Raw genomic sequence first — 15,769 nt, forward strand, 5'->3', positions numbered from 1 at the left:
AACGCAGGAATTACGCGTAGGCGATGGCGCCCTTGCCGACCCCTTCATAAGCGACAATCTTGACGAACTTGTCGCCCACCATCTTCTTCACTTCGCGGGCGATGTAGCAGGCCAGCAGCTCGACCGTGGTGTCGGTGTCGATCATCTCTACCTCGGCGGTGGGGATGGCCAGCTGGAACAGCCCCTGGGGCGCCATATATTTGAAGCCGGTGTGATGCTCGCCAAGCTGGGCATTGGCGCGGGGGCTCAAGGTGAGCTCGGTCAGTGCCACCTTGTCCTCTTCGGTGCCGAGGTAGATATCGCCCCAGCGTTCGGCCCAGTTGAACTCAAGCTCCTGGTCGCGCTCACCATCGACGTGGATCTCGATGGGGGAGCGGTGGCCGTGGGCGATGCGCTGGCAGTTGCCATCGTGCTTTTTCAGGCCGTGGCTGTAGTGGTAGAAGGCACCGGTGATCGCCTCCTGACGCAGGGTCAGGGAGAGATCCTTGATATTGCCCGGTAGCCGTTTGGCCAGCACCGCCAGCAGGTAGCGGGTCACCGACTCTTTATCAACTTGCGGTGCCGGGATAAAGGCGAAGCCCTGGGATGGGCAGCGCAGATGGATGGAGCGCCCCTGGCGCAGCAGATCCACTGTGCTTTCGTCGCCATCCAGTGTCTCGACGTGGATCAGCGGGCACTCTGTCGGCACCAGCAGCTTGTGGTCCACCTCTTCATCGATGATCGACTTGATCAGCTTCTTTACCCGGCCAAAGTCCAGCAGCATGCTCATTTCGTTGAGCTCACCGCTCATTTCGATATCTACCAGCCAGCTCTCGCCCACCATGCCGCGGCGTTCGCAGAGGTAGCTGGAGTCGATCACGGTCAAATCTCTTACAAATAACTTCATCAGTCAGGCCTTGCTACAGAGAAAGGGCAGTTTTGCGCTATTATGACCCGCGATTATCGGCAAAGGAACTGGAACCCCCCATGAACAAACTGCTTATCAAAAATGCCACCCTGGTCAACGAAGGCCGCATCTATGCCTCCGATGTGTTGATCGAGGGGGAACGGATTACCCGCATTGCCCCGGATATCGAGGCGCCCGATGCGCTGGTTATCGATGCGGCAGGTCGCCACCTCATCCCCGGAATGATCGATGATCAGGTCCACTTCCGGGAGCCGGGATTGACCCACAAGGGGACCATCGCCAGCGAATCCCGCGCCGCCGTCGCCGGTGGCACCACCAGTTTCATGGAAATGCCCAACGTCAATCCCCAGACCACCACCCTCGACGCCCTCGAAGCCAAATACCAGATCGCCGCCAACTCCTCCGTCGCCAACTACAGCTTCTATCTCGGCGCCACCAACGACAACCTTGCAGAGATCAAGCGTCTCGACCCCAAGCAGTCCTGCGGGGTCAAGGTGTTTATGGGCTCCTCGACCGGCAACATGCTGGTGGACAATCAGGAGACCCTGGCGGCCATCTTCCGCGAAAGTCCGGTGATGATCGTCACCCACTGCGAAGACACCCCGACCATTGCCAAGGCCGAAGAGGCGGCGCGAGCCAAGTGGGGCGAGAATGTGCCGATGGGCGAGCACGGCCGCATTCGCAGTGACGAGGCGTGCTACAAATCCTCCAGCATGGCGGTGGCGCTGGCGAAAAAATACGGTGCCAAGCTGCATGTGCTGCATCTGACCTCGGCCAAGGAGCTGTCGCTGTTTACCGCCAGCCACGACCTGAGCGAGCTGAAGGACAAGAACATCACCGCCGAGGTGTGCGTTCACCACCTCTTCTTCAATGAAGCCGATTACGAGACCCAGGGCAGCCTGATCAAGTGCAACCCTGCGGTGAAGAGTGCCGCCGACCAGCAGGCACTGCTGGATGCGGTACGCAACGACGTGCTCGACATCATCGCCACCGACCACGCGCCCCACACCTGGGAAGAGAAGCAGAACAGCTACTTCAAGGCGCCGTCCGGCGTACCGCTGGTGCAGCACTCTTTGCAGGCGCTGCTGGAGCTCTACCACAACGGCGTGTTTACCCTGGAGACTATCGTCAAGAAGACCTCCCACGCGGTAGCCGAGCGCTTCCAGGTGCAGGATCGCGGTTATATCCGCGAGGGCTACTTCGCCGATCTGGTGCTGTTGGATCTGGGCAAGCCCTATGTGGTCAACGACGACAACATCCTCTACCACTGTGGCTGGTCACCCTTCAACGGCTACCGCTTCCACAGCACGGTGGAGATGACGCTGGTGAATGGCCAGATCGCCTGGCAAAACGGGCAGGTGACTGACCAGATCCTGGGCAAGCGGCTGACCTTTAACCGCTGATTGTTCGCAAAGCAGGCGAACGCACCGTGGCCGAGGAATTGGCGGCGTTTCCCTGTTGACAGGGCGGGGTCATCTCCATAAACTCTGCCCCCGTCAGCCGAGCTGACTCCGTCGGTGTGTAGCGCAGCCAGGTAGCGCATCTGCATGGGGTGTAGAGGGTCGGAGGTTCGAATCCTCTCACACCGACCAAATTCCCCGGTAAAGGCCTTGTCAAACGACAAGGCCTTTTCTTTTGCCTGCGATTCGCCGCACAGGCGTGAAGCCTGTGGTGATGCACGCTGGTCGCTGCTGGCGTGAGCAGATTGTGCAGTCACCGCGCTTTATGGTGTAGTAACAACTCTGTTGCTCATTTGCCTGGCGAGGCCTCTCGTGTCTGCATCCGTATCTAAACCCTGTTGTCTGCTGATGCTCACCCTGCTGCTGGTGGGCTGCGCCACCCCTTACCAGAGTGAAAAGTCATTCTGGAACGGCCAGACCGGTTTTTCCCAGACCCGGCTTGGCCCGGACAAGTGGCAGCTGGAGTTTGTCGGCAACGATCTGGTGGACAGGGAGACCGCCCGCAAATATGTGCTCAAGCGGGCAGGGGAGCTGGCACTGGCAGAGGGTTACTCCTGGCTCAAGGTCGATGAGCTGACCATTAACCGCGATGCCGTCAGGGTGACCCCATCACGGCCGATCTTCGGCTTTGACGAGGATGAGCCGGATCTCTTTATGGCCCAGATGCAGGTGCAGCATACCATCTCGGCGCTGCTCACTTTTCGCCTGTTGCCACGGGCACTCGATGAGCGAACTCTGGATGCGAAATATCTCGCTGAAATCAAAATAAACAGTGATTAATATTGGTGGTTTGCAAGATCTATATCACATACACCTAATGGCAGGATAAAATTCTGGAGAAAGCCTCTAGATTTACCCCCTGCTTTTAGGCATTCTCCCAGCATACCAGCCGCCAGGAATCAACGGCTCGGATCACAAAAACGGACTGTTGTGGCTCCCATGCCACCGTTTACGGCTTGCACCAATCAAAACCGGGACTCCCCCATGAAAATGAATAAACTGACGGTCGCCATCCTCATCTCCATGATGTTTGGCATCCTCACCGGCCAGGGCTATCGGATGTTTGCCGCAGATCAGGCTGCGGATTTTGCCAATAACATCACGATCCTGACCGATATCTTCCTGCGACTGATCAAGATGATCATCGCTCCCCTGGTCTTCACCACCCTGGTGGTCGGTATCGCCAAGATGGGCGACACCCGCACCGTGGGGCGTATCGGTGCCAAGACCCTCGGCTGGTTTATGCTGGCCTCCCTGATGTCCCTGAGCCTGGGTCTGGTGATGGTGACCCTGATGCAGCCGGGTGTGGGGCTTTCGCTCTCCCTGCCCAATGACACCGCCAGCTCGGGCATTGCTGCCGGTGCCATTACCCTGAAAGATTTCGTGACCCACGCCATCCCCAAAAGCGTGGTAGAGGCAATGGCCACCAACGAGATCCTGCAGATCGTGGTCTTCTCACTCTTCTTCGGTCTGGCCGCCGCTGCGCTCGGCGATCTGGCCAAGCCGGTGGTGGTGCTGATGGCCAGCGCTGCCGAGATCATGCTGAAAGTGACCGGTTACGTGATGAACTTTGCGCCGTTCGCGGTATTTGGCGCCATCGCCGCCATGGTGGCCAAAGAGGGGCTGGGTATTCTGGTTACCTACGGCAGCTTTATGGCCCAGTTCTACATCGCGCTGGCCTGCCTCTGGCTGCTGCTGATCGCCATGGGCAGCGTCTTCCTGCGTGGTCGTGTCATCAAGCTGCTGGCGATGATCCGCGAACCCATCCTGCTCGCCTTCTCGACCGCCAGCTCTGAAGCCGCCTATCCGAAGACCCTGGATCGTCTGGAGAAGTTCGGTTGTGACAAGCGCATTGCCAGCTTCGTGCTGCCGATGGGTTACTCCTTCAACCTCGACGGCTCAATGATGTACTGCACCTTCGCGGTGATGTTCATTGCCCAAGCGTATGGAATCGAGCTCTCCATGGCCCAGCAGATCACCATGCTGCTGCTGCTGATGGTCACCTCCAAGGGGATGGCCGGGGTACCGCGCGCCTCTCTGGTGGTGATTGCCGCCACCCTGAACCAATTCCATATTCCGGAAGCGGGCATCCTGCTGCTGCTGGGGATCGATCACTTCCTCGACATGGGCCGCTCTGCCACCAACGTGCTGGGCAACGCCATCGCCGCCAGCGTGGTGGCCAAGACCGAAGACAGTCTGGGTGAAACCGTCGCGCTGGGCGAGAGTGAGCCAGCCAAAGCCTGATCACAACGCCATGAAAAATAAACAACAACGGCCCGCCAATGCGGGCCGTTGTTGTTTATGGCTCGTCTACACTGCTAGATAGTTTTCATCTGGAGTGTACGGTTATGAATATTGCTCGTCGACTGCAACTGATCGCGCTGCTGGTGATGCTGACGCTCATTTTTCTCAGTTGGTTCAGTATCAACCGCCTCGATTCGGCCAACCGGGATTTAGGCTATGTGACGGACAATACGGTGCCCAGTATTTCGCTGATTAAGGAAGTGCAGGCCGATTTCTATGAATTGCACTCGCTGGTGCAGACACATGTGCTCAATACCGACACCGGCAAGATGCAGCAGATCGAAACGGGTATCACCGAGATACAGGGACAGATCACTTCACTGCTCGACAAATACAAAGCTGAGATGCTCTCCAATGATGAAGATCGGCGCCTGACCGACGATGATCAACGTATTGTCGCGCAATATTATCAGGAGATAGACAAGGTTCTGCAGCTCTCCAGACAAAACAAGAACGATGAAGCGCGAGACATGCTGGCGGGAGAAGCCACCAGAGTGTTCCAGCAGTTTGCCAAGGCAATCGAGCTTCACGTCAACTTCAATATGGATTTGGGACTGGCGCTCAAGAAGCAGGGCCAGGAGAACTACGACAACAGCCTGCAAACCCTGCTGTTTATCGCCGGTGGCACCATTGTGCTGACGATGGGGCTGTTTGTCTGGTTGTTCAATCAGGTGGCCAATCCTCTTCGCACCGCCATGGATACCCTGACCCGGATCCAGCGCGACCTCAACTTTACCCTCAGAGCGGATGTGAAACAGCAGGATGAGATTGGCCTGACTCTCAATGCGGTCAACCGTCTGCTCGATACCTTGCAGCAGACATTTACCGAATTTTCCGTCGGCAGCTTGCAGATCAAGAGCACTGCCGAATCCCTCTCTCAGGCAGCGCAACACTTGGCCAGCTCGGCTAATCAGGCCAATGATGCCACCAGTCTGATAGCCGCCGGTGTCGAAGAGATGACGGTCAGCATCACAGATATCTCCCAGCGCACTCTGGAGACGAGCCGCATCACCAACGAGTCGGGGCAGCTGGCGACCGAGGGGGGCCGGACCATCGAGCGCACCGTCCATGCCATCAACGAGATAGCCGACTCGATCCGGCAGGCCTCGGCCGAGGTCATTGCGCTGGGTGAGGGCATTTCGCGCATTGGCGGTGTGGTCAACGTGATCCGTGATGTGGCGGGGCAGACCAACTTGCTGGCCTTGAACGCGGCCATTGAGGCGGCGAGGGCCGGGGAGTCCGGCCGTGGCTTTGCGGTGGTGGCAGATGAAGTGCGCAAACTGGCAGAGCGGACGGCGCAATCCACCCAGGAGATCTCCGCCACGGTAGAGGCGATCCAGCAGGAGTCGAACAATACGGTCTCCCGCATGCATCTGGTGGAGGAGAAGGTGAGCCAGGGGGTCACCATGGCGACAGAGAGTGGTGCCATTATTGCCGAGATCCGCAGTGCGTCGCACCGGGTGATGGAGCAGGTGGGCGAGATCACCAATGCCATCCGCGAGCAGAGTTCGGCCGCCGAGTCGATCGCTCATCAGGTGGAGCAGATAGCTCAGGTCGTGCAGCAAACCAGCAGCACAGCAGAGGAGACCTCTGCCGCAGCCGAGGAGCTCAATGTCACCACCGAGAGTATCCACCAGCAGATATCCCGTTACCGCATTCAGTAATGCTGACGGTTGTTATCCATCTGCTATCCCCGCCAGCCAGCTGGCGGGGATTTTTTATATGACCTGCTTAGAAGCCTGAGCCCGGTTGCTGCAAAAATGCCGCCTCTTCCGGTGTGCTGGTGCGACCCAGAATGTCGTTTCGGTGGGGAAAGCGGCCAAAGCGTTCGATGATCACCTGATGACGACGGGCAAAGTCGGCAAAGCCCGCGAAGGTCGCCTGCGCCGGTGTGCCAGCCTGCTCGGCAGCGAGTGCCTCGAACAGCGCCACACTTCTAGCCTGTTGTTCGCGGGATTCGGCATGTTCCAGCGGCAGATAGAAGAAGACCCGCTCCAGTGGCGAGAGGGATTTGTCCGCCCCGATGGATAGCCCTTTCAGGCAGAGATCCCGTGCCAGCGGATCCTGGGCAAAGGCCGCAGGCGTGCCGCGATGGATATTGCGGGGCAGCTGGTCAAGCAGCAGGAGCAGCGCCAGCCGACCGCTGGGGAGATCGGCCCAGTGGGTGAGACTGCCCTTGGCTGCGGCCTCTGCCTGCTCGCCAAAGCGGCTGGCTAGCAGGGCATCCGTTTCGCTGCTTTTTCCCCACCAGAGGGGGGCTTGCCGTGTGGCCCGCAGGACGTCATCGGCTTCGTCGCCAAACCAGAGAGCGAGCAGAGGTTGCCAGGGTTGCATGGGAACTCCTTGAGGTGATTCAGAGGGAACCAGGAACAAATGGCTCAGGGGTGCTGCCGAAACGGCGGCTTCTCGTTACACTGTGCCATCTTTTGCCCGAAAGACGTAACCCCCGATGGTGAGCACCGGATTCTTGGCTCGGCCGATGATGGCCTGCGATCGCCATGAGGTGGTCCTGTTGACCTTGGTGGTTATCGGGACGTAAACCTCTCTCCCGGGGTTGTTCTCACTGATATAAGGAATCTTTGATATGGCCGGAACCAGTTTGTTGGCCCTGCTCGATGATATCGCCAGCGTGCTTGATGACGTGGCGCTGATGACCACGGTCGTGGTGAACAAGCGCGAGACATTTTTCGGGAAGACGTTTCTCACTGATATAAGGGATCTTTGATATGGCTGGAACCAGTTTGTTGGCCCTGCTCGACGATATCGCCAGCGTGCTCGATGACGTGGCGCTGATGACCAAGATGGCGGCGAAGAAGACTGCCGGGGTGTTGGGGGATGATCTGGCCCTCAACGCGGAGCAGGTTTCCGGGGTGCGCGCCGAGCGGGAGTTGCCGGTGGTGTGGGCGGTGGCCAAGGGGTCATTTCGCAACAAGCTGATTCTGGTGCCCGCAGCCATCGCCATCAGTGCGCTGGTGCCCTGGCTTATCACGCCACTCTTGATGCTGGGAGGCGCCTACCTCTGCTTTGAGGGGGCCGAGAAGCTGGCCCACAAGTTCCTGCCTCATGAAGTGAGCGGGGGTGAGGCACACACTGCTCCTATTCCCGATGATTTGGCCGCGTTTGAGCAGCAGAAGGTGAAGGGAGCGATCCGCACCGATTTTATTCTCTCTGCCGAGATCATCGTCATCGCCCTTGGCACGGTACAGGGAGCAAGCCTCGCGCTGCAGCTCTCGGTAGTGGCAGGCATCGCCCTGCTGATGACCATCGGGGTCTACGGGTTGGTGGGGCTGATCGTCAAGCTCGATGACATCGGTCTGCATCTGCTGCAAAAGCCCGATGGCAGCGCCCTGCGCCGCGCGGTGGGGCAGGGGCTGCTGGTGACGGCGCCCCGTCTGATGCACCTGTTGGCACTGGTCGGCACCATCGCCATGTTTATGGTGGGCGGCGGCATTCTGGTGCATGGCTGGCCTTTTGCCCATCACCTGATTGAAGGCGCAGCCGCTGTCGTTGCTACCCTGCCCACAGTAGGGGCCGTACTGGCGGCGGTGACGCCGACTCTGCTCAACGCCGTGGCCGGTGTGGTGGCGGGTCTGCTGCTGGTTGCCGTGATGACGCTGGTGAGCCGTCTTGCCCCGGCCAAGGGATAAGCGAGCTTGCGGGCCATTGTCTCTTTTTTCCTCTCTTCATTTTTTGGCCTTCGGGTTGCCCGGTGTCGGACTTGCTGCCCGCAGGTCTGTTGCGCCTCCCGATAAAGGCCTTTGCGAGAAGTTATGTATCAACAACAGTGGAATAACGACCATATCTACCCGGGCCTCGACAGCCCAGAGCTGGAAGCGGACATGCGCGCAGCCCGCCACGCGCTGGAAGAGCTGACCAGCTATATGGCGGGTCTGGACGGGGTACGCGACGATGCAGCTGCGCTGCTGGATTTCTTGCGGGAAGTGCGGCTGCGCGCCCGTGATATTCGCCATATCGGCTGGAACGTCGCCATTCTGGCCGCGTGCCGCGGCAGTCAGGATGCGCGGGATCCGCAGGCCAAACAGCTGGCGTCTCGTGCCCGCGCCCTTAATGCCGATCTGTTCAAGACGCTGGCGCCGGTGGAAGATCTGATGCTGGCGTTGCCGGAAGAGAAATTCGCCGCGCTGATGAGTGATCCACTGCTCGGTGAGGAGGCGTACCGCCTGCGCCACGAGCGTCGTTTGCAGGATCAGCGCTTGCCGGTGGAGGCGGAGCAACTGGTGATCGGTCTGGGTACCGATGGCCTGCACGCCTGGGGCAACCTCTACAACGATCTGGTGGGCAAGATCCGGTTAACCATTGATGGCCGCGAGATGGGGCTGGCCGAGGCGAGCAATCTGCTCTCCAGCCCGATACGTGCGCTGCGTTTAGAAGCCTTTGATGCCATCAGCGCCGGTTGGGAAGGTGAGCAGGAGACGGTTGCCGCTATCCTCAATGCCCTCAACGGCTGGCGGCTGGAGCTGGCCCGTCAGCGCGGCAAAACCCGTGTGCTTGATGCGCTGGATCTCTCCTGCCACCAGAGCCATATCGAGCGTGCCACCCTCGATGCCCTGATGAGCGAAACCTGGCGAGCCCGTGGGTTGGGTCAGCGCGCCCTGGGGCTGATGGCCGAGCGCCTTGGTCTCGACGATCTGGGGCCGGAGGATCTCTTTGCGCCGCCGCCTGCTTCCAGCAGCCGCGACATTCCTTTTGATGAGGCGATCGAGTTGATTGCCAATGCCTTTAGCCGTTTCGATCCCGAGATGGGGGCATTTGCCCGCATGATGGCCGAGAAGGGGTGGATTGATGCGGCGCCCACACCAAATCGCCGCACCGGCGCCTACTGCACCAAGTTTGCCGAACCGGTCGAGCCGCGGGTCTTCGTCACCTATGCCGGCACCATGGACAATGTCATTACGCTAGCCCATGAGCTGGGTCACGCCTGGCACAACTGGGTGATCCGCGATCTGCCGATGAGTCAGCGCAGCTACCCCATGACGCTGGCGGAGACCGCCTCCATCTTCGCCGAAACTCTGGTGCGCAGCGCCCTGTTCGAGCAGGCGCAAAGCCCGGAAGAGCAGCTGGTCATCGCCTGGGCCGAGGCCGACGGCGCGGCCACCTTCCTGGTCAATATTCCGGCCCGCTTCGATTTCGAGCGGGCGCTGGTGGCAGAGCGGGCGCAGGGTTATGTGCCGGCAGAGCGGCTCAAGGCGCTGACTGACGAGGCATGGGGACGCTGGTATGAGGGGAGTCTGACCCGCTATCACCCCATGTTCTGGGCGGCCAAGGCGCACTTCTCCATCGCGGGGCTGGGCTTTTACAACTACCCCTATCTGTTCGGTTATCTGTTCAGCCTCGGGGTCTATCAGCAGTTGATGAGCCGCAAGGCGGCGGGGGAAGAGGGCATTGCCGAGGCCTATCGTGCCTTGTTGCGCGATACCGGCCGGATGAGCGCCGAAGACCTGGTAGCCAAGCATCTGGGGCAGGATATCCGTGAGGCCGCCTTCTGGCAGGGGAGTCTGGCACAAGTAGCGCAGGCGGTAGAGCGCTTCACGCAGTTGCCTGCCTGATTGGGTCAGCGGTGATATGAACAACAGGCCCCCGGACAGTCTCGCTGTCCGGGGGCCTGTTTGTTATGCCTGCTCTTGCTGCGGTTTGATGGGGCCAACGAACAGGGGGCGGGTCTGGTGAGTCAGATCCGGCTGATAGCCGTTGAAGAAGAGGTTGAGCAGCACCGAACTGATGGTGGCCAACAGAATACCGCTATGAAAAAGCGGTTGTAGCTGCGCCGGAAGTTGTTGGAAAAAATTCCCGGAGACCGTCGGGATCATGCCAATTCCGAGACTGATGGCGACGATATAGAGATTGTGACGGTTGCCGCTGTAATCGGTGCGCGCCAGGATGCGGATCCCGGTGGCCAGCACCATGCCGAACATCACGATGCCAGCGCCCCCCAGTACGAAGGGCGGGATGGAGGCGACCAGCACCGACATCTTGGGGATGAGGCCAAAGGCGAGCAGGATCCCCCCCGACATCACGCAGACCCAGCGACTCGATACCCCGGTCACGCTCACCAGACCGATATTCTGGGAGAACGAGGTGTGGGGGAAGCTGTTGAATATCCCACCAATAATGGTGCCGATGCCATCCACCCGCAGCCCGCGCACGATATCACCGCGCCTGGCCGGATGGCCGACGATGTCGCCAAGGGCCAGAAACATCCCCATCGACTCGATAAAGGTGATGAGCATGATCACCGTCAGGGTGGCGATGGAGATGGGATCGAAGGTGGGCCAGCCGAAGGCGAAGGGCACTATGGGGGCAAACCAGGCTGCCTCGCCGAGGCCATCGAGGCTCACTTCGCCCATGGCGATGGCCACCACGAAACCGAAGATGATCCCGAGCAGCACCGAGATATTGCTGAAAAAGCCCTTGGTGAAGCGGGTCACCAGCAGGATAAAGACGAGCACCAGAAAGCTGGTGCCGATGTAGCGCAGGCTGCCATATTCCGGATTACCCTTGCCCCCCGCCATCCAGTCGATCCCCACCTGCATGATGCTGATCCCGATGGAGGTGATAACCACCCCGGTGACAACGGTGGGGAAGAGTGGCATCAGCCTACCTATCAGCGGCACCAGCAGGGTCGAGATGATACCGGCGGCGATGGTGGCGCCGAAGATGCCCGTCAGCCCCAGATCCGGGTTGGCTCCGATGGCCAGCATGGGCATCACGGCGGCAAAGGTGACCGACATGATGACCGGCAGCCGGATCCCGGCAAAGCGGCCAATCCCGACACATTGCAGCAGGGTGACGATGCCGCAGCAGAAGAGATCCGAACTGATGAGGTAGGAGATTTGATCCTTGGGCAGCCCCAGACTGCCGCCAATCACCAGTGGCACCGCCACGGCGCCGGCGTACATCACCAGCACATGTTGCAGGCCCAGGGTAAAGAGTTGGCCCATGGGGAGCATGCGCTCCACTTCATCCACCGGGCGCTTGCGCGCACCCGGTCGGGGGGAGGGGGGATTGGTCTCGTTCATGAACAGATCACTCCTTGAAGCCCGCGCAACTGCTACAGGCAAGATAGTGAAAGCCGCAGCTTTCCCGGTCATTGATCTCGTGTATTGACAGAGGTGCCAGATCCCTCGGCAGTAGTGAGAGGGATCCGGTGCAGCACGGGTCAGTGCACAAAACATGCACAACGCCGCTCACGAGAGAAAACGTTTGGTGATAACGCCTTGTTTTTGCGGGATGAGTCACATACCGGCCAGATAAGTGTCCGGCTGCTGGCAGGGGAAGGAGGTGAGGGCATCTCAGATTGGTAAGGGATTTATCATTATCGGTCTGGCGATCTCACTTTGATAGTCGGGCACCAGAGGGTTGCTCGCAATGCGCCCCTCTGCATGTGACGGCGCTCGCGGGCTGCTGGGCGCAATCGGGGGCGGGGGCGTGATCCAAAGCAAGAAAGTTGGATGTTTTGGTGGCGCACGGGGCCGCCGCTGGGGTAGTTTCGATAAAACCGACACAGATCCTGAGGTCTTATCCATGATCATCTATCTGCATGGCTTTGATGCCACCAGCCCAGGCAATCACGAGAAAGTGCTGCAGTTGCAGTTTATTGATGATGATGTGCGTTTCGTGCACTACAGCACGGTTCACCCCCGTCATGATATGAGCCATCTGCTCAAGGAAGTGAAAAAACAGCTCGATATGAGTACCGATCCCAAGCCGCTGATCTGCGGCGTGGGTCTTGGTGGCTACTGGAGCGAGCGGATCGGTTTTCTGTGCGGCATTCGCCAGGTGATCTTCAACCCCAACCTCCATCCGGAAGAGAACATGCAGGGCAAGATCGACCGGCCGGAAGAATATGACGATATCGGTACCAAGTGTGTAACTGAATTTCGTAAGAAAAATTCAGGAAACTGCCTGTGTATCCTTTCCGTTGAGGATGAAGTGCGCGATAATCGGGACACTGAACGTGAATTGAAGAACTATTACGACATCGTGTGGGATGAGCGCGAGACTCATAAGTTCAAAAATATCTCGCATCATCTGCAGCGGATGAAGGCCTTCAAAGAAGCCTGATCCATCACGTCGACCGATTTCGTTTTAGGGAGCCAATGGCTCCCTTTCGTTTTGAGGAACCGAGGAAAATCATCATGATGAATATTGTCGTTGTAGGCGGCGGCGCCGGTGGCCTGGAGCTGGCCACCAGTCTGGGTCGCAAGCTTGGCAAGAAGAACAAGGCCAAGATCACTCTGGTCGATCGCAACCGCACCCACCTGTGGAAACCCCTGCTGCACGAAGTGGCCACCGGCTCCATGGACGCGGGCATCGATGCTCTGAGCTACCAGTCTCACGCCAAGAACCACGGTTTCGACTTCCAGCTCGGCACCCTGACCGACATCAAGCGTGACGATAAACGCATCGTGCTGGCCCCGATCCACGACGACAATGGCGACATCGTGGTCAACGAGCGCGAACTGCCCTACGACTATCTGGTGATGGCCATCGGTTCTGTCTCCAACGACTTCAACACCAAGGGCATCAAGGATCACTGTATTTTCCTCGATAGCCCCTCCCAGGCGCACCGTTTCCACAACAGCATGATGAACCGCTTCCTGCAGTTCGCCACCGAATATAAGCCGGGCGACAAGGTCAAGATTGCCATCGTCGGCGGCGGCGCAACCGGCGTTGAGCTCTCTGCCGAGCTCTACAACGCGGTCGAGCAGCTCTACGCCTACGGCTTCAAGAACCTCACCACCGACAGCCTGAAGGTGACCCTGGTGGAAGCGGGCCCGCGCATTCTACCGGCTCTGCCGGAGCGCATCAGCGGCGCCGCCCATCAGGAGCTGGTCAAGCTGGGTGTGGATGTGCGTACCGCCACCATGATCACCGAAGCGACCAGCGACGGTCTGCACACCAAGGATGGCGAGCTGATTGAAGCTGACCTGATGGTGTGGGCGGCCGGTATCAAGGCGCCTGACTTCATGAAGGATATCGCCGGCCTTGAGACCAACCGCATCAACCAGCTGGTGGTGAAAGAGACCCTGCAGACCACCCGTGACGAGAACATCTTCGTTATCGGTGACTGCGCGGCCTGCCCGCAGCCGGATGGCAAGTTTGTGCCGCCGCGTGCCCAGTCTGCCCACCAGATGGCCAGCCAGGCGTTCAAGAACATTCTGGCCAAGATGAACGGCGGCGAGATGAAGCCCTACCTCTACCACGACCACGGTTCGCTGGTCTCCCTCAGCCGCTTCTCCACCGTGGGCAGCCTGATGGGTAACCTGATGCGTGGCTCCATGATGGTGGAGGGCTACATCGCCCGTCTGGTCTACATCTCCCTCTACCGGATGCACCAGATCGCCCTGCACGGCTACGTCAAGACCGGCCTCATCATGCTGGTGGGTCGCATCAACCGGGTACTGCGCCCGACCCTGAAGCTGCACTAAGCCGGGATTTGGCACCATGTTGAATACCAAAAGGAGAGGCGATGGCCTCTCCTTTTTTATGGGCGCAGATCAGGAAAGAGAGCGTTACTTGCCCAGATAGGTGCGGTCGAAGAAGGTATTGACCCAGTGAGGGCGGTAGATGGCCAGCACCGTCATCGCCATGCCGTTGAGCAGGGCTTCGGGGAACAGCAGCAGTGGCCAGATGGAGAGGTAATCCGCCGTGATGGTGTGCCAGGGGTAGCTGTCGCTCAGCCCCATCAGCAACGCATTGGCGGCCACCTTGACCGAGATGGTGATGGCGCCACCGAGAAAGGCGGCCACGAAGATATAGACAAAGAGATGGCGCGGCAGCCAGGCCCAGCTGGCCAGAAACAGCAGCCAGCTGGTGGCTACCGGCAGGGCGATGCCAACCAGTGCCTGCCAGCCAAAATCGGCCAGATTGGTGACACCGAAGTAACCGAGCACCAGCAGGGTCAGACAAGGGGCGAGCAGTGCCAGCCGCCAGCCCAACAGCAGGGTGAGGGAGGTGAGCCCGAGAAAATGGACCTCCAGCCCTTCATGAAGACCGGCCCTTAGATACCAGAGCGGCACCAGCGCGATGGCACTGCCCAGCAGCAGGTGCTGATAGAGGGGGTTGTCATGGAGGGTCTGCCACAGGGAGCGGCGCAGGCTGAAGGCCAGCAGTACCAGCCAGATCAGGAGGGCGGCGAGTTGTCCTTCACTCATCTTGTCGTCCATTCATGCAGTAGAGTCCGGGCGGCCTTCCCGACCGCCCATAGCAGAGCAGGCTGACGAGTCAGCCTGCTTTTACCATCAATATTTGACGTTGTTGTGGTACTTGCCGAGGATGCCCTTGACCCGTTCCATGGTCTCCTTGCTGGGGGGCTTGATCCCGCTCAGCTCGTACGGGTCTCCCAGCACGTCCCACTTGTGTTTGCCGAGCTCATGGTAGGGGAGCAGCTCCACCTTCTCCACGCTCTCGCCCAGCTCGGCGATAAACTGACCCAGCCCTTCGGCGCTCTCGTCGTCGTCGCTCCAGGTCGGCACCACCACGTAGCGGATCCACATGGTCTTGCCTTTGGCTGCCAGATAGCGGGCAAACTCCAGTGTGTATCTGTTGCTGACGTGAGTCAGCGGAATGTGTTTCTCGTCATTGATCTGTTTGATGTCGAGCAGCACCAGATCGGTCTGGTCGAGCAGCTTGTCCACCTGTTCGTCGAGATGACGGACGAAGCCGTTGGTGTCGAGGCAAGTGTGGATCCCTTTCTCTTTGCAGGCGGTAAAGAGTTCAGTGATGAAAGCCGGTTGCAGCATGGCTTCACCGCCGGACGCTGTCACACCGCCACCGGAGGCATTCATGAAGTGGCGATAGCTGGTGATGTCACTCATCAACTCCGGTACGGTCACTTCGCGACCACCCTCGGTATCCCAGGTATCACGGTTGTGGCAGTACTTGCAGCGCATCAGGCAGCCTTGCATGAATACGATAAAGCGTATCCCCGGACCATCGACAGTGCCGCAGGTTTCGACGGAATGGATCCGGCCAACGGTGCCGTGAGCTCCGGCTGGCTGGCTGATTTCAACGGCAGGGATCCGATTAATGACAGACATAAACAACTCCAACGATTCGAGCAGGCCGTTATTTTATT

14 protein-coding genes and 1 tRNA gene are annotated in these 15,769 nt (G+C 59.3%); 10 read left to right on the top strand and 5 right to left on the bottom strand.

The window, feature by feature from the left end; genetic code table 11:
• Positions 1 to 10: 10 nt before the first annotated feature.
• Positions 11 to 886 carry a 6-pyruvoyl trahydropterin synthase family protein gene (locus tag G5182_RS06905; RefSeq protein ID WP_167558073.1) on the bottom strand — a complete coding sequence of 292 codons (876 nt, stop codon included), beginning with the start codon at positions 884 to 886 and terminating at the stop codon, positions 11 to 13.
• Between the two features lie 80 nt (positions 887 to 966).
• Between G5182_RS06905 and G5182_RS06910 the strand changes: the two genes are divergently transcribed.
• From G5182_RS06910 to G5182_RS06930, 5 genes are all read left to right on the top strand, one after another.
• The gene (locus G5182_RS06910) at positions 967 to 2,310 is read left to right on the top strand and encodes a dihydroorotase (protein ID WP_227340808.1); all 1,344 of its coding nucleotides are present in this window, start codon (positions 967 to 969) and stop codon (positions 2,308 to 2,310) included.
• A 112-nt stretch (positions 2,311 to 2,422) separates the two neighbouring features.
• Positions 2,423 to 2,499 (top strand) — tRNA-Pro (locus G5182_RS06915).
• A gap of 216 nt (positions 2,500 to 2,715) precedes the next feature.
• Positions 2,716 to 3,147 (top strand): CC0125/CC1285 family lipoprotein, encoded by a 432-nt coding sequence (locus G5182_RS06920; protein WP_216980324.1) that lies wholly within the window; start codon positions 2,716 to 2,718, stop codon positions 3,145 to 3,147.
• Positions 3,148 to 3,351: 204 nt separating this feature from the next.
• Positions 3,352 to 4,611: a dicarboxylate/amino acid:cation symporter gene (locus G5182_RS06925; RefSeq protein WP_005334018.1), complete on the top strand. Its 1,260-nt coding sequence runs from the start codon at positions 3,352 to 3,354 to the stop codon at positions 4,609 to 4,611.
• Positions 4,612 to 4,715: 104 nt separating this feature from the next.
• Entirely contained in the window at positions 4,716 to 6,335 is a 1,620-nt protein-coding gene (locus tag G5182_RS06930; protein WP_227340806.1) for a methyl-accepting chemotaxis protein, read from the top strand.
• Between the two features lie 67 nt (positions 6,336 to 6,402).
• On the opposite strand, the gene G5182_RS06935 is transcribed toward G5182_RS06930, so the two are convergent.
• Positions 6,403 to 7,005: a DUF924 family protein gene (locus tag G5182_RS06935; RefSeq protein ID WP_159143493.1), complete on the bottom strand. Its 603-nt coding sequence runs from the start codon at positions 7,003 to 7,005 to the stop codon at positions 6,403 to 6,405.
• Between the two features lie 250 nt (positions 7,006 to 7,255).
• Here G5182_RS06935 and G5182_RS06940 point away from each other — a divergent pair, with 250 nt between their 5' ends.
• The 3 genes from G5182_RS06940 (at position 7,256) to G5182_RS06950 (ending at position 10,238) form a co-directional block, all read left to right on the top strand.
• On the top strand, positions 7,256 to 7,396 hold the full coding sequence (locus tag G5182_RS06940; protein WP_201906305.1) for a hypothetical protein: 141 nt from the start codon (positions 7,256 to 7,258) through the stop codon (positions 7,394 to 7,396).
• A 1-nt stretch (position 7,397) separates the two neighbouring features.
• A complete protein-coding gene (locus tag G5182_RS06945) occupies positions 7,398 to 8,318 on the top strand; it encodes a DUF808 domain-containing protein (protein WP_227340805.1) in 921 nt (306 codons plus the stop codon).
• Between the two features lie 123 nt (positions 8,319 to 8,441).
• Complete coding sequence (locus G5182_RS06950; RefSeq protein ID WP_227340804.1) at positions 8,442 to 10,238, top strand: M3 family oligoendopeptidase; 1,797 nt, start codon at positions 8,442 to 8,444, stop codon at positions 10,236 to 10,238.
• A gap of 63 nt (positions 10,239 to 10,301) precedes the next feature.
• On the opposite strand, the gene G5182_RS06955 is transcribed toward G5182_RS06950, so the two are convergent.
• Positions 10,302 to 11,708 carry a nucleobase:cation symporter-2 family protein gene (locus G5182_RS06955; RefSeq protein WP_201957677.1) on the bottom strand — a complete coding sequence of 469 codons (1,407 nt, stop codon included), beginning with the start codon at positions 11,706 to 11,708 and terminating at the stop codon, positions 10,302 to 10,304.
• Positions 11,709 to 12,213: 505 nt separating this feature from the next.
• Here G5182_RS06955 and ycfP point away from each other — a divergent pair.
• Together ycfP and G5182_RS06965 are read left to right on the top strand one after the other, a co-directional pair.
• The gene (gene ycfP / locus G5182_RS06960) at positions 12,214 to 12,753 is read left to right on the top strand and encodes an alpha/beta hydrolase YcfP (protein ID WP_139734373.1); all 540 of its coding nucleotides are present in this window, start codon (positions 12,214 to 12,216) and stop codon (positions 12,751 to 12,753) included.
• 74 nt (positions 12,754 to 12,827) lie between these two features.
• Positions 12,828 to 14,120, top strand: a complete 1,293-nt coding sequence (locus G5182_RS06965; protein WP_019445491.1) for an NAD(P)/FAD-dependent oxidoreductase — start codon at positions 12,828 to 12,830, stop codon at positions 14,118 to 14,120.
• Between the two features lie 84 nt (positions 14,121 to 14,204).
• Here G5182_RS06965 and G5182_RS06970 read toward each other — a convergent pair whose 3' ends face one another.
• Both G5182_RS06970 and pflA read right to left on the bottom strand, forming a co-directional pair.
• A complete protein-coding gene (locus tag G5182_RS06970) occupies positions 14,205 to 14,846 on the bottom strand; it encodes an energy-coupling factor ABC transporter permease (protein WP_227340803.1) in 642 nt (213 codons plus the stop codon).
• An 87-nt stretch (positions 14,847 to 14,933) separates the two neighbouring features.
• A complete protein-coding gene (gene pflA, locus G5182_RS06975; RefSeq protein ID WP_005333994.1) occupies positions 14,934 to 15,731 on the bottom strand; it encodes a pyruvate formate lyase 1-activating protein in 798 nt (265 codons plus the stop codon).
• Positions 15,732 to 15,769: the final 38 nt, after the last annotated feature.

It is taken from the genome of Aeromonas sp. 600948 (genome assembly GCF_049174875.1).
GTDB classification, from domain to species: domain Bacteria; phylum Pseudomonadota; class Gammaproteobacteria; order Enterobacterales; family Aeromonadaceae; genus Aeromonas; species Aeromonas veronii_A.